Here is a 14,945-nt window from a genome sequence, read left to right as displayed (position 1 = left end):
CGTAATGACGTAAAATCGTAATCTTTGCGTAAGTCGTGCAAGAATTATTTTAATTTTTAAATTTATAAAATGTCCCGTTCTGGATATACTCTCCCCGTTTTTGCCTGTGCTTCTGCTGTTGCTGCATTACACTGGTTACGTCATCGCCAGCCCCTAAAAGTTGTATCTGTAGATTTAATTGAACCAGCTCAAATAGTAGAAATTCCAATCGAACAGGTAGCAGAACTATCTGAAAATGCAGCTTTGGCAATTACCCGTAGTGACCCTGGTGATAATCTAGACCTGACTAAAAATACACCAATTTGGGCAATGGTGGAATGGAGAGGAAGAGCAGGGGAGGCAGGGGGAGCAGAGGGAGCAGGGGAGGCAGTGATTATTCAAGGTGGAGAAGGAATTGGCAAGCAGTTAAAGGCTGAGGGTAAAGCAGCGATTTATAGTTATGCTCAAAGGCTGCTCAAAGAGAACTTGTGCCGGATGCTTGCAGCAGGAGAAAAAATCACTGTCACGATTATTTTACCAGAAGGGCGATCGCTTGCTGTTCGCACTTCTAATTCTGCCTTTGGCGTTGTGGAAGGACTTTCTTTGTTGGGGACAACGGGTATTTCTCAACCGTTGAGTACACCAGATCAATTAGACGCTTTTCGTAGCGAGTTACAACACAAAGCTAGCCAATTTGAAAGTTTAGTTTTTTGTATCGGGGAAAATGGCTTAGATTTAGCCCGAAAACTCGGTATTAATGCTGAGCAATTGATTAAAACTGCTAACTGGCTAGGGCCAATGTTAGTAGAAGCTGATGCTCTTGGTGTTAAGGAAATCTTATTGTTTGGCTATCATGGCAAACTGTTAAAATTAGCTGGAGGGATTTTTCACACTCATCACCATTTGGCTGATGGTCGTCGCGAGATCCTGGCTGCACATTGTGCTTTAGTTAATTTAAATTCAGCAGATATTCAAGTCGTTTTTCATAGTCCGACAGCGGAAACTGCATTAACATACTTACGATCGCTAGATGCAAAAACTGGCAGTAATTGGGTAAATCAAGTTTATAACGCGATCGCTCAAGCCATCGATACCCGTTCTCAAGAATACATCCAAAGCCATAGCACTAGAGGCACAGCAACCACAATCTGCGGTTCTATTCTTTTTGACCGCGATCGCAAAATTATCGTGAAGAGCAAAACTGGCTGCGTCCTGATTGAAAAATTATGTTAACTTATTATGAATAATCATAAACAACCGCAATACATATCTTTTTCAGTGTCGCTTTAATATTAAGTTATTCTTTCTAATACCATGCCAGATTAATAGGCGAAGCAAACGCGCTCTATACCGCGTTTGTAGGGGATTTCATTACCATTTACTAGCCCAACCAAGCAGCTAAATGGTGTTTATTTAGACCATAAGCAAATATCTACCTTACATCCAAACTCCCCCAATCATGAATACAGCGGTGACTCTACTAACCGAACAAGCTCCTCAAACACTAGAACCTTTGAGGCAGCTTGATCGTCAAATGATTGTGATTCTAGACTTCGGCTCTCAGTATTCTGAATTGATTGCCCGTCGGATTCGCGAGACTCAAGTATACTCTGAAGTGCTTTCTTATCGCACTACATCTGAACAATTACGACAATTAAATCCTAAGGGTATCATCTTCTCTGGTGGGCCTAACTCAGTTTATAGTGATTACGCTCCCCATTGTGACCCAGAAATTTGGAATTTGGGAATACCCATTTTGGGTGTATGCTACGGAATGCAACTCATGGTCAGTCAACTCGGCGGGGAAGTAGCCAAAGCTGACCGAGGTGAATATGGCAAAGCATCATTGTATATTGATGACCCCACAGACTTGCTGACTAATGTTGAAGATGGCACTACCATGTGGATGAGTCATGGAGACTCAGTCATGAAAATGCCGCCAGGATTTGAATTGCTGGCTCATACAGAGAATACACCTTGCGCTGCCATTGCAGACCACGAAAAGAAACTTTACGGTGTGCAGTTTCATCCAGAAGTAGTGCATTCTATTGGTGGTTTAGCTTTAATTCGCAACTTTGTTTATCATATCTGCGACTGTGAACCAACTTGGACAACAGCGGCTTTTGTCGAAGAAGCAATTCGAGAAATCCGCGCCAGAGTAGGAGAAAAGCGGGTGCTTTTGGCTCTATCTGGGGGAGTGGATTCTTCTACTTTGGCCTTTTTGTTGTATAAAGCGATCGGAGATCAGTTGACTTGTGTATTTATCGATCAAGGCTTTATGCGGAAATTAGAGCCAGAACGGTTATTAAAACTTTTCCAAGAACAGTTTCACATACCAGTAGAATATGTCAATGCCCGCGATCGCTTTTTAGCTCAAGTTGCTGGGGTTACAGATCCCGAAGAAAAACGCCGTCGCATTGGCCACGAATTTATTCGCGTATTTGAAGAAACATCCAAACGCCTCGGTCACTTTGACTATCTAGCTCAAGGTACTCTTTATCCAGATGTAATCGAATCTGCCGACACCAACGTTGATCCCCAAACAGGGGAACGGGTAGCGGTAAAAATCAAGAGTCATCACAATGTCGGGGGATTACCTAAAGACCTACGCTTTAAATTAGTAGAACCTCTGCGGAAACTTTTTAAAGATGAAGTCCGCAAAGTTGGGCGTTCAATTGGTTTACCAGAAGAAATCGTGCAACGGCAACCTTTTCCTGGTCCAGGTTTGGCAATTCGCATTTTGGGCGAAGTCACAGCTGAAAGATTGAATATCTTACGTGATGCCGATTTGATTGTACGGCAAGAAATTAATCAGCGGGGAATGTATCACGATTTTTGGCAAGCATTTGCTGTCTTATTACCGATTCGCAGTGTCGGTGTTATGGGTGATCAACGTACCTATGCCTATCCCATTGTCTTGCGAATTGTCAAGAGCGAAGATGGGATGACTGCTGATTGGGCGCGAGTTCCTTATGATGTCCTAGAAGCGATTTCTACCCGAATTGTTAATGAAGTCAAAGGGGTTAATCGTGTAGTTTATGACATCACTTCTAAGCCGCCTGGAACCATTGAGTGGGAATGAAATCTTTTGTTTTTTCTCAGTGATCTCAGCGCCTCTGCGGTTTATTTAACCACAGAGGCACAGAGACACAGAGGTAATACCGTTTCACTTTAAAGTTGATACATTTGGGCAAGCAGGGGAAGCAGCACTTCGGCTACGCGGTAGTTGAGTTTCGACTACGCTCAACTACCGCGCAGTCGAAACTCAGTGACCGGAGGCAGGGGGAGTAAGAAAACTAATTTGTATCAATAATTTCGTGAAATGGTATAAGAGATTAAGATTACGACAAGGGCAATTTAATTGTAAAAGTAGCTCCTTGTCCTTCACCGGGGCTAGTAGCTTGAATAGTACCACCGTGTAATTCGATTAAATGATAAGCGATCGCTAAACCTAATCCTAAACCACTTTGTTTATAAGTGCTATGTCCCTGACGATAGCGCTCAAAAACGTAGGGCAGAAATTCTGATTTGATGCCGATACCTGTATCAGTCACAGTAATTTGAGCATCAGCACCACTGCGAAATAGTTTGACTTCTACCCGTCCTTCTGGTGGGGTAAACTTAATAGCATTTGAGAGTAAATTGCCCAAAACTTGCAGCAGGCGATTAATATCGCCAGTGATAGATGGTATTGACTCGTCAAGGGTGGATTCTAAAAAAATATTCTTGGCATTTGCAGCTGGATAAGCGGTTTCTGTTGCCATTCTCACAATGTTAAATAGATTAACTTGGCTAAGTTCTAGCTGTAATTTTCCTCGCAGCATCCGGGAAATATTGAGCAAGTCTTCGAGGAGTTTTGCTTGAGATTTAGCACTGCGTTCAATAGTTTCTAAAGCGCGGGCGATAGTGACTGCATCTAATTTCCGAGTCTGCAACAGTTCCGTCCAACCAAGAATGGCATGTAGTGGCGATCGCAGATCGTGGGCTACCATAGCTACAAACTCATCTTTAGTTTGGTTAGCGGCTTCAGCCTCAGCGCGGGCGGCTTGTTCTAGTTGCAAAAGCTGATTTCGTTCTACTTCAGCATACTTGCGATCGCTAATATCTGTTGCACTGCCAACTACCCTAACCACTTGCCCATTAAGATCACGCTTCATCACTCCTTGATCCAGCACATACAGATAATGGTTATCTTTATGGCGCACTCGATACTCAGCAGCATAGTGATTTTCATGAGCAGAAATATTACCGAAATACTTACCTAAGCGCTCTCTATCATCAGGATGAACCAAATCTTTCCACCATTCATGGCTTGCTTCTGCCTCTTGGAGAGAGTAGCCCAAGATTCTAGTTAGTCCTTCAGTTCTGTCAACCGTATTTTTACTTTTATCCCAGTCATATATTAGACAATTAACCGCCGCTGCTGCTAGTCGGAAACGCTCGTTGCTTAAGCGCAGCTGTTCCTCTATCTGTTTACGTTCAGTAATATCAAAGGCTGTACCGACAACCTGGTGTGGCGAACCATCAGCATCCTTAGTAAATAAAGTATCTCGACTACAAAACCAACGCCATTCACCATTAGCGTGTCGCATCCGATACTCATTTTCGATAATATTTCCATCTCGAAATGCACCCAATCGTTCATACATCCCCAAAAATTGTGCTAAATCGTCAGGATGCATTAAATTAAGCAGTAACTCTGTTCCCATCTCCTGAACTTGTTGGGGAGTGTAGCCAAGTATTTCAGCAACTTGACTATTAATATAAACATTGCACTGTTTAACAATGTCGTGAACATACAAAATCCCTGGAGTTGTTTCGGCTATGCGTTCGACAAATTGCTGACTTTCCCGCAATTGCTCCTCGGCCTGCTTTTTTTCGGTGACATCGCGCCAGGAAGCGACTAGACCATCTCCCATTTTGGTAACACGAATATCAAAAGCTCTACTTAACTGCTGTTTGCCATACATCCATGTGTAAATTAGGGATTCTTTAACTAATGGTTTACCTGTTTCTACAACTTGGCAATACTCATCAAACAAACCAATCTCTTGATAAGCAGGTAAAATTTGGCATAATCCTTGACCCAAATGTTTCTCTTTGGTCAATTGATGACATTCACAAGCAGCAGCATTCACATAATCAATGCGAAAGTCTATTATTTCACCCGTTTGATTCCGCATGGCTGAGTAAATGCCAAAGCAGTCCAGCATATTCTCAACCGAAGTACGGAAACGTTCTTCACTTTTTTGCAGTTCTTGACGTAGCTGAGTATTTTTAATGGCTGAGTGAATAGTAGAAAGCAAACGTTCGGCTGTTGTCTGTCCTTTAACTAAATAATCTTGGACACCAATTTTCATTGCTTGGACAGCTACTGCTTCGTTGCCATACCCTGTTAACATGATTACTGCTGGCATAGCTACTTTAGACTGCTGTTTTAAGTCTGCCAAAAATTCCAGCCCATCCATGTCTGGCAGCAAAAAATCTAATAAAATGCCATCAGGCTGAAACTGGTGACATAATGCCAACGCTCCTTCTCCTGATTCTTCTTCGAGAATTGTGTAAGTGTATTCTTGGTCTTGCAGCAGATAACGACGATAAACCTCGCGGTCTTCGGGAGAATCATCAATGATTAAAATGCTTAGCGGTTGTGCCATGACTATTTGCTAATAGCATCAGGGAGAATCGCAATGTCCAGCCAGTAAGTAATAAAAGTTTGAATAGTTTCTACTAATCTATTAATGTCGATTGGTTTTAGGATATAACTAACAGCACAGTGTCGATAACATATTTCAATATCTTTGGGGTTAGAAGAAGTAGTAAATACAACTACGGGAATACTTTTTAAGTTTTTATCTTGCTTGATTTGCTCTAAAACTTCTCGTCCATCGGTTCCTGGTAAATTGAGGTCGAGCAAAATAATTGAGGGACGAGGAGCAGTTTGAGGATTTTGATAAGAACCAGTACGGTAGAGAAAGTCTAATGCTTCATCGCCATCAGTGCAGCGAAAGACATGACTGACAACCTCTTGTCGCTGCATGACTCGACATAAGGCTTCAAAATCTTCGTCGCTGTCTTCAATTACTAGCAAAGTTTGGGCGATATTACCAATCATTGGTTTAGTAGATACTTACGTTTATAAACATGGGGCATAGGAAAACAAATGTCCTTAACTTAACCACTGCAACTATCCTACCAATAAGTGCAAGGCTGAGTATTTTTATGTAGCTGATAGACACAAGTGGCAGTTTAGCTCGATAGCAGTCAGAACGATTATTATTTTTGTATAAAAAAAACATATATAATTATGCTACGTTTGATAAAATTACTTAACAGTTTAAGCTCCATAACACAACGTGCTAACGCTCCACCTAGAAATCAAGCAAGTAGCGGTTAATTACGTAGAGCTAAGTGACTTTATTCATTATCCCAAGTATCATCAATGGCGATCGCTTACATTAGAGAAAATCCTAGACATAATTTTCGCACTTAAGCAGGAGTAGACACCAACTATGCAGCGGTTGTGTGGCAAATAGGATAAAATTAGCGATCGCTGCTGTAAAAAAACTCTAACATTTGCCTAATGACAATAACCTTTCAGTGAAGCGTATAACTAAGGATATACCGATGTGATGGCTATCCACAACAAGTAGATTATTTGTATGATAGTTATCCTCAAATAAAAACAGTAAATCAATTGCTGCAAGTTTTGTTTTTGACAACTTCCATTTTGGCGTTAGAATCAAAACTGGATTTTCAGTTAAGGAGATGTGATTTGAGAAGCAAAAACGTTGTAACCTTTAGTACTGACAGTATTTTAGAGGACAAAGATTAAAAAACATCAAATACTCGTAGATCTACGGTAAAAGTGACTCAGAGATAGTCCAGCTAGGCAAAACATCAAAAAAAATGGCATAAAATATCAGATTTTATTTCATAATTGTCTAGCAAAATTATCGAATATTTTCATAAGTCCATAGTTAATATGCAAGATATATTTTTGCTGATTGCTATCGGTTATTGCTTGGCAGCATGACTAAACTCTGGGAAAAAAATATCACTTTTTAAACCACAAATAACTTCTAAATATGATTAATTTAACTAAATGTTAAAAATTGATTAACGAAATCTTAAGAATAGGTAAACCATAACTATAGATATTATACTTTAACAGCGTTAACATTTTAAAAATGGTTACTAACTCGAATTAAATAGCAAAATTAGCAGATAATGACAACTAAAGTTATTCGTAATAAATAATAGAGGAAATTGGCAGATGTCTAGAAAAAGTTATAATGCAAGAAAGTCTCGTCAAGTTTTAACTAGTAGTTCAACAAAAATATTTCATAATTTTAAAGAAATTCTAGACTATTGGCGTTTTCGTTTAGTAGAATCTATACCTTTTTTAATTGCATGTGCTGTCTTGATCAGCGTCATCAGTCTCAAAAGTCCTATTCTGCTTTTTTGTTTACTATTTGGTAGTTTAATCGCCACAGTTATTAATAAAATTGGGCAACAGGTAGATTTATCAAAACAATGGCTGATACCATTACAAATCTTGGCAGTAGTTGTAATTTTAAGTTTATTTTGGTTAGACTATTTGGCAGCCCCAGCTCAAGCACAATTTTTTAAAAGAGCTGAAGATTTTTTTAGGAATAACCTAACACAAGGTGCAACAGAAAATAGTGGCAGCCAAGCAGCAGTCAGTTTGATATTTAATGTATTGCGAGGAATTTATTTATTGTATATAGCAATTTCCCTGATTGGTGTAATTAATGCAGTCCGTAAAGATGAAGATTGGCAAAGTATTGCTAGAGTACCTTTATTAGTTGTAATTGCTGTTACTGTGGCTGATGTTCTCACAGGTTTTGTCATTGGTGATACCAGTAAGTAATTCATCATTAAGAAATTTGTTATGTCTGAAAAACGAGAACAAGAATTTCGTCCAGTCAACCAAATTCTCGGATCACAACCATCATTAGGGCCAATTCCTGCTGATCAAATTTTTCCCTGGATAGTTATTGCTTTAGCTTCCTACTTTATCGTCAATGGTATATTTGGTGGACTTTTCTCAGATGATTTTCAAAGAGGATTATGGACAGTATTAATTGCTGGTTGGGGAGTAGCCACTTGGTGGATATTAACTGGTGGTAGAAGTTGGCGTTTTTTAAGCAAATTTATTGGAGTTCCCACTTGGACTAGAGGCTTTGCTCGTTATCAAAGCTTACTGGAAATTAACCATGAAGCAAAAAATCGGAAAAAAAAGCATCGGCGGGAACGCAGGAAAAGAAGCAAGATTAACACCATTTGAAGATGCTTTACATTTAGCAACAATGCTACGCATCTCTCTTGATGGACGTGATATTGGTGCTTATATTTTGACCAAAGGAGTCCAACAAGATAGGTTTTGCTTTGTCTTTGGTTTTGAATGTCGAGGCATTCATACTACCTTAAGAGATGAACAAATAGATACAATTTTTAATAATATTGAATCGGGTCTAAAAGACATGCCTGACGGTGAGAAAATGACACTGCACATGGGATCTTTTAGCTCAGATAAACAACGCCAACAAGAATTAGCAGATTTAATTAAGCGCACACCATCACGAGATATTAAATATTTATTAATGGCAGAACGAGCCAGAGCGCAAGAGCTAACTAGTTCTGGGATTCGTAAGCCTAAGTTTTTGCGGATTTACGTTACTTATACTATTGAACCAAATGCTGGTCATGCAGATGATTGGATAGAGAAATTTTTAGCTAGAGCAGAATTATGGTGGTTAAAATTTAAAGGTGAGTTAGAAGAAATTGAAAACCAACGCATTGAAACTATCATTACAAATGCTTACCAGCAAGGTTTTTGTCGCTGGGAGCAACTTTTATCCAACAAAATGGGATTGGACATTAAGCCCCTGACGGCTGAGGATTTGTGGGAACATATTTGGAGGCGATTCAATGAGACACAGCCGATAGAGATTCCCCAATTAATTCATTTAGATGAAAATGGACTGCACGAGCAAGTTTCTTCCGACTTAGATAGTAGTAAATTACTAATAGAGAATATCCACAGTACAACTTTGCTGATGGAGTCTAGTGTACCTAGTGCCGATCGCCGTTGGATTAATGTTAAAAATCGTTACATTGGGGCGCTAACTTTTCTAGAAAAACCCGGTGGTTGGTCGAATAAATTTGCTCAACTGCGATATTTTTGGGAACTCCTGGCTAGAGAAACAGTAGTCGATACAGAAATTTTTTGTCAGTTAACTGCTGCCAATCCTGCATTTGTCAAAACTACCCTGCAACGAGTGCTAAAGCAGTCAAATATGACAGCGATGATGGCGCAGGATAAAAGTAAAACTATCGATGTCAACGCTCAATTAAAGTTAAAGAAGTCGGTAGCAGCACAAGAACAGTTATATGAAGGAGCAGTACCGATTTATACAGGTATAGCGATTTTTGTTCATCGCTCTAGTACAGGAAAATTAGATGAAGCTACCAGATACATTGAAAATTGTTTTCAACGTCCAGCCCAGGTAGTTAGGGAAACAGAGTATACCTGGAAAATTTGGCTGCAATCTTTACCAATAGTTTGGGAGGGTTTATTAGTTAAGCCTTTTAACCGCCGTCAGTTGTATTTAACAAGTGAAGTTCCGGGGTTGATGCCTTTAGTACTGACTAAAGCTGGTGATAATAAAGGCTTCGAGTTAATTGCCGAAGAAGGAGGTACACCAGTCCATCTAGATTTATTTAACCAACATAAAAACTTAGCGTTATTTGCGACAACTCGTGCTGGTAAATCGGTTTTGGTGTCAGGAATTTTAACTCAGGCTTTAGCTCATGGCATTCCTGTAGTGGCGTTAGATTTCCCCAAACCAGATGGTAGCTCGACATTTACTGATTATACAGAGTTTATGGAGGGCAATGGGGCATATTTTGATATTTCCAAACAAGCTAATAATTTGTTTGAGCAGCCAGATTTGCGATCGCTTTCTTCTGAAGATCAGCGCGATCGTATACTAGATTACACTGCCTTCCTAGAATCAGCTTTAATGACAATGGTTTTAGGATCATCAACTGAAAACCAACTACTAGCGCAAACTGTACGTTCCCTACTCAACTTAGCTTTAGGAGCATTTTTTGCTGATGAAGGGATTAAAGAACGCTATCGTCAAGCAATGGCGGGGGGATTTGGTTCTCAAGCTTGGCAAAAAACCCCAACTTTAAAAGATTTTCTCTACTTTTGCTCACCCGAACATTTGGTATTGGATTCTCTCAGTGGTAGAGTTGAAGACGCTTTGAGTCAAATTCAACTACGTCTGCGGTTTTGGCTTTCTAGTCGGGTGGGACAATCCATCTCTGCACCAACTAGCTTTCCTACCGATGCTCAACTTTTAGTTTTTGCTTTAAGAAACTTATCAGATAACGAAGATGCAGCAGTTTTATCCTTAAGTGCTTATTCCGCAGCATTACGACGGGCTTTAAGTAGTCCCGCTTCTATATTCTTCATTGATGAAGCTCCAATTTTATTTGAATTTGACCAAATCTCCGATTTAGTAGGGAGAATTTGTGCCAACGGTGCAAAAGCTGGAATTAGGGTAATTTTATCAGCCCAAGACCCTGATACCATTGCTAAATCTAAAGCAGCATCGAAAATTTTACAAAACTTAACAACACGATTAATAGGACGCATCCAGCCAGTCGCAGTAGATAGTTTTATCAATATTTTGAAATATCCCCGCGAAGTTATTTCTCGCAATGCTACAGAAAGCTTTTTTCCTCGTAGAGAAGGCGTTTATAGCCAATGGCTATTAGATGATAATGGCATTTATACTTTCTGCCGCTATTATCCAGGTTACGAACAATTGGCAGCAGTGGCGAATAATCCTCATGAACAATCTGCACGTAAACAAACAATGCGAGAATACAGCAATAAATACGAAGCGATTTCTGTATTTGCACGGCAGTTAGTAGCTTCCCTAAGAGGCGGTTAATAGTAATAGAACTTACGCACTAGTTACGGAAGAATCGAACCACAGAGACACAGAGAAGCCAGTGCGTTGGGCGGGTTCCCCGACTTGTAGCAACTGGCGCGACACGGAGGAATAAGAGTTAGAGAGATATTTTGCGTAAGTCCTAAGTAATTTAAGAAGTGATACATGATTTTAATTAACTAAATCCAGGTTATAGATTTATGCGAAAAACTATTCTTCTAACATTTAGTCTGTCATTTTTAGTAGTCTTACCAGCAATGGCGCAATTAGGCAATGTTTGGACTGATTTTCAATCATATTCTGTAGATTTGCAAAACTATATTAGAAATAATCTGAGTGAAACTTTAAAACCTTTAGAAGTTAGAACTCAAAGTTCTCTGACTGGCGCTACAGGAGATTTGAATATACCTAATCCTATTACGGCTGGGCAGCAAATTCAAAATGACTTAATTCTCAACTCCATATCAGATAAATTTGAGAATAATCCAGCAGTAAGATCAGCATCAATTAGTAATGAAATTAATCGTTTTCTTACCCGTAGTTCTATAGAAGGAGTGCTAGGAACAGAAGGACAAAAACGATTAAAAAATAATTTAGAAAATACTGAAAGGATTGTGAAAAATATTGATGACTCTGTTCAAGAAGCTGAAGAGGCTAATCAAAGTATATTTGATATTATCAATAACCCCATACTTAAAGAAGCTGACAAAGTAATAGCACAGGCAAATGCGACTCAAACAAATTTGCTGTTGCAAGGTATTAAAATTCAACGTGATCAATCAAAAATGATCAGCGAGACACTTGCTCAGACGGTAATAACAAATCAGTCTTTGCAATACTCTAACTTAAATTTAGCTAATATTTCTCAGCAAATGGAACAGTCAAATCGCGCTCGTCGAGTAGATGGTTCAGCAGAAGCAGCACGACTTTTACGCACTACTTCACAAATGGATTTATTTGGCAGAGCAACTGAAAACTAAGTTGGCGATCAAAATTCAATATTTTATGCAAAGATACAAACCAACACGACTAAAATGATACAAAAAAATATAGGTTGGATTGATGTAAAGAAACCCAACACTTTTATCGATGTTGGGTTGCGCTGTGCTTAACCCAACCTACACGAACTAGCTCTTATCCTCTGTGTCGCGCCAGTTGCTGCAAGTCGGGGAACCCGACGACAGTCGCTTCAAGTCGGCAAAGCCGCCCACAGCGCTGTCTCCCCAACGCACTGGCTTCTCTGTGCCTCTGCGGTTTGATTCAAGCCCTATTTTATATTTATCCGTTTTTACATTGACCTTTCTTAATTAGAGAAAGCCTAATAACTCAAAATGCAGATTCATATTTTGCGATTATTTGCTCAACTTGGCATCAATGATACTCTCGAAAATGGTGCTGCAACTGCCAGAAGTATTGCCGAAGGTTGGGATAATCAATGGCTAGATTTATTACAAAATAATACCAGCAATAACTTATATGGATCGCTAACAAATTTAGGTGTGTTTTTCGCAGTAGGAACGCTACTGTTTTTTATGATGCAATGGCTAAAAGATTTAATCTACAGTGAATATTCTCGCTCTATATCGGCTTTAATTTGGCCTTTCGTGGTAGTCTTATTATTAAGCAGTTCGGGATCGGGCAGTATACTTTCTAACCTAACACTGGGAGTCAGAAACTTTATTAACACCGCGAATCAGCAAATAGTGACTACAGCCGATGCTAATCAAACTTATCAGCAAGCAGTAAATATGAGTGTTGCTGAAGAAGTGGCTGGTTCTTTACTTCGTCCTTGTCAATCATTGACTGGTGAACAACAAACTCAATGCTTTGCCAAAGCCAGCGAAAAAATTGACGACCTTTGGCGAGACTATAGAGATTTATATGGAAATAGAACTTGGATAAATAGATTAGAAAATCAAGTTAATCAGATTAGATTTGGTACAGGGATTGTCTCAGATATTGCATTTAATTCTTTGTTAGGTAATACAGTCCAAACTAGTATTAAAAGTTTTTTATTTTCCTTACAATATGCTTTTCAAAATTTGATAGAAGCGACGATGTTATTGATAGCAGCATTAGGACCAATAGCTGTAGGTGGCTCTTTGCTTCCTGTAGCTGGTAAGCCGATTTTTGCTTGGCTGACAGGGTTTTTATCTGTGGGAATTGCTAAGATTTCATTTAATATTATTGCTGTATTAACTGCCTCAGTGATTGTTAATGGTCCAGCCGAGAATCCTAGTGCTAATCCTGATTTAATGTGGTTTATAATTTTTCTGGGAGTTTTAGCACCAATTTTATCTTTGCTTGTGGCTGCGGCTGGAGGGTTTGCAGTTTTCAACGCTATTAGTAACACAGCCTCTTTGGCGAGGGAGAGGATATATTAATTTATAATTCGTAATTAATTGAGACAATGGTAAATTTACTCAAGAAAAGACAACGAACTGGTAATATTCTCACAACCTTTGCGATCGCCACATTCAGTTTGCATATATTGGTGTTACTTTTATTCATCTTCCAAGGCTTAGAAATTCGTCAACTCAGCTTGAGAAAACCGCCTAACTTTGTGCAGATGATCGATGGTAAACCGATAGCTGCTGCTGATGATTTAGCCAGAGAACCAGAAACGATTCGTCTATTCGTCAGTAAAACCATGACAGCCATGTTTAACTGGTCTGGAAATCTCCCACCGACAAATTTTGAAGAAGCCACTAAACCTAAGCCAGATTTAGGCATACTGGTGCGAACACCATCAGGTGGTAGCCAAAAAGTTACTACTAGTAGTTGGGTGGCTAGCTTCGCCCTCTCAGAAGACTTTCGCAAAGGTTTTGTAGGTGCGATCGCTCAAATCACACCACCAGAAGTTTTTTCTACCAACCCTAACCAAGGGATGTCAGCACAGTTAGTTATCAAGCGGGTTTATCCACCTAAAAAAATTGCCCCAGGTAAATGGCGAGTAGGCATGGTAGCTGACTTAATCCAGAAAAAACGCGGTGATGATAGAAGAAGAATAACTACTTTTAATAAAGATTTATTAGTACGTGCTATAGATTATTTTCCTTATCCCCTAGCTGAAAATAGCACCGATTTACAAAAAGCCATTTATAGCAACCGTACTGAGGGATTGGAAATTTATGAAATTCGTAATCTTTGTTTGATAGATGAATATAATAATCTGAATGAAACTCAATTAAAGCAATGTGAAAACAGTAAAAAAGCTGATCCGTTTATCAAATAAGTTTTTTGATTTGGTAATTTTGCGATTGTATCTACTTAAATATTTATGCAATTACTGAAACCAGAAAATAAAAAAAGTAGTATCTTACCACTGTTAGCTGTAGGAACATTTAGCTTACACTTATTTACCTTATTATTACTAATATTCCACGGGGCATTGTTACAAGACTTAAGTCGGCAAATGACACCTCAAAGTTTGGTACAACTCGTTGATGGTAATGCCATAATCGCAGATGCCAAACCAAGTTTTGAGCGATATCCAGAGACAATTCGTCGCTTTGTAGGTGAAACTATGACCCTAATGCTTAACTGGTCTGAGCAACAGCTACCAAATACAATTTGGGAGATTAGTTCACAATTATTAAGCAATGATTTAAAACCGAAATTTAAATCAGAAATTACCTCTTTAACTGCAACTACACAGTTGGAAAATATTAATCGAGGCACTGAGTATGTATTAGTAATTCAACAAATTTCACAACCAATCCCAATAGGTCAAGGAAAATGGAAAGTAGAAATGCTTGCTAATCACTTAGCTTTTAGTAGTTCTAATAGTCTCGGAACTTCAACTACATTTAATAAACAAATATTAGTCAGAGCAATAGATCAGCAAGCAACTTCACTGCCAGATGCTGCTCCTTTGCCGTGGCATCGAGCTGCTTACCGCCTTGGCGAAGCTAAACTAGAAATTTACAATATATGTGAAATAACTGATAAAAACTGCTCTTAAAATTACATTCA

Annotated in this window: 11 protein-coding genes; 9 read left to right on the top strand and 2 right to left on the bottom strand. The window is 39.1% G+C overall.

Annotated features, from left to right (window positions below; translation table 11 throughout):
- The first annotated feature begins 69 nt into the window (after window positions 1-69).
- Both cbiD and guaA read left to right on the top strand, forming a co-directional pair.
- Window positions 70-1,212, top strand: coding sequence for a cobalt-precorrin-5B (C(1))-methyltransferase CbiD (gene cbiD / locus QI031_RS08220; RefSeq protein WP_281484697.1), 1,143 nt, complete (start codon window positions 70-72; stop codon window positions 1,210-1,212).
- 226 nt (window positions 1,213-1,438) lie between these two features.
- Entirely contained in the window at window positions 1,439-3,061 is a 1,623-nt protein-coding gene (guaA, locus tag QI031_RS08215) for a glutamine-hydrolyzing GMP synthase (RefSeq protein ID WP_281484696.1), read from the top strand.
- 259 nt (window positions 3,062-3,320) lie between these two features.
- Here the strand turns inward: guaA and QI031_RS08210 are convergent, their stop codons facing one another.
- Together QI031_RS08210 and QI031_RS08205 are read right to left on the bottom strand one after the other, a co-directional pair.
- On the bottom strand, window positions 3,321-5,636 hold the full coding sequence (locus QI031_RS08210) for a PAS domain-containing protein (RefSeq protein WP_281484695.1): 2,316 nt from the start codon (window positions 5,634-5,636) through the stop codon (window positions 3,321-3,323).
- 2 nt (window positions 5,637-5,638) lie between these two features.
- Window positions 5,639-6,094 (bottom strand): response regulator, encoded by a 456-nt coding sequence (locus QI031_RS08205; protein WP_281484694.1) that lies wholly within the window; start codon window positions 6,092-6,094, stop codon window positions 5,639-5,641.
- A 1,161-nt stretch (window positions 6,095-7,255) separates the two neighbouring features.
- Here QI031_RS08205 and QI031_RS08200 point away from each other — a divergent pair.
- The 7 genes from QI031_RS08200 (at window position 7,256) to QI031_RS08170 (ending at window position 14,934) form a co-directional block, all read left to right on the top strand.
- The gene (locus QI031_RS08200; RefSeq protein WP_281484693.1) at window positions 7,256-7,873 is read left to right on the top strand and encodes a hypothetical protein; all 618 of its coding nucleotides are present in this window, start codon (window positions 7,256-7,258) and stop codon (window positions 7,871-7,873) included.
- A 21-nt stretch (window positions 7,874-7,894) separates the two neighbouring features.
- Entirely contained in the window at window positions 7,895-8,290 is a 396-nt protein-coding gene (locus QI031_RS08195; protein ID WP_281484692.1) for a hypothetical protein, read from the top strand.
- Window positions 8,220-10,970 carry a hypothetical protein gene (locus tag QI031_RS08190; protein WP_281484691.1) on the top strand — a complete coding sequence of 917 codons (2,751 nt, stop codon included), beginning with the start codon at window positions 8,220-8,222 and terminating at the stop codon, window positions 10,968-10,970. Before QI031_RS08195 ends, QI031_RS08190 begins: the two co-directional genes overlap by 71 nt.
- Window positions 10,971-11,170: 200 nt before the next feature.
- Window positions 11,171-11,950: a hypothetical protein gene (locus QI031_RS08185; protein WP_281484690.1), complete on the top strand. Its 780-nt coding sequence runs from the start codon at window positions 11,171-11,173 to the stop codon at window positions 11,948-11,950.
- A 351-nt stretch (window positions 11,951-12,301) separates the two neighbouring features.
- Window positions 12,302-13,354, top strand: a complete 1,053-nt coding sequence (locus tag QI031_RS08180) for a hypothetical protein (RefSeq protein WP_281484689.1) — start codon at window positions 12,302-12,304, stop codon at window positions 13,352-13,354.
- A 26-nt stretch (window positions 13,355-13,380) separates the two neighbouring features.
- Window positions 13,381-14,205 (top strand): hypothetical protein, encoded by an 825-nt coding sequence (locus QI031_RS08175; RefSeq protein WP_281484688.1) that lies wholly within the window; start codon window positions 13,381-13,383, stop codon window positions 14,203-14,205.
- 45 nt (window positions 14,206-14,250) lie between these two features.
- Window positions 14,251-14,934 (top strand): hypothetical protein, encoded by a 684-nt coding sequence (locus tag QI031_RS08170; protein WP_281484687.1) that lies wholly within the window; start codon window positions 14,251-14,253, stop codon window positions 14,932-14,934.
- Window positions 14,935-14,945: the final 11 nt, after the last annotated feature.

The sequence above is a fragment of the Halotia branconii CENA392 genome, assembly GCF_029953635.1.
In the GTDB taxonomy this organism is placed as follows: Bacteria; Cyanobacteriota; Cyanobacteriia; order Cyanobacteriales; family Nostocaceae; genus Halotia; species Halotia branconii.
Note: the sequence above shows the minus strand (reverse complement) of the source record. Positions and strands in the feature narration are given on the sequence as shown.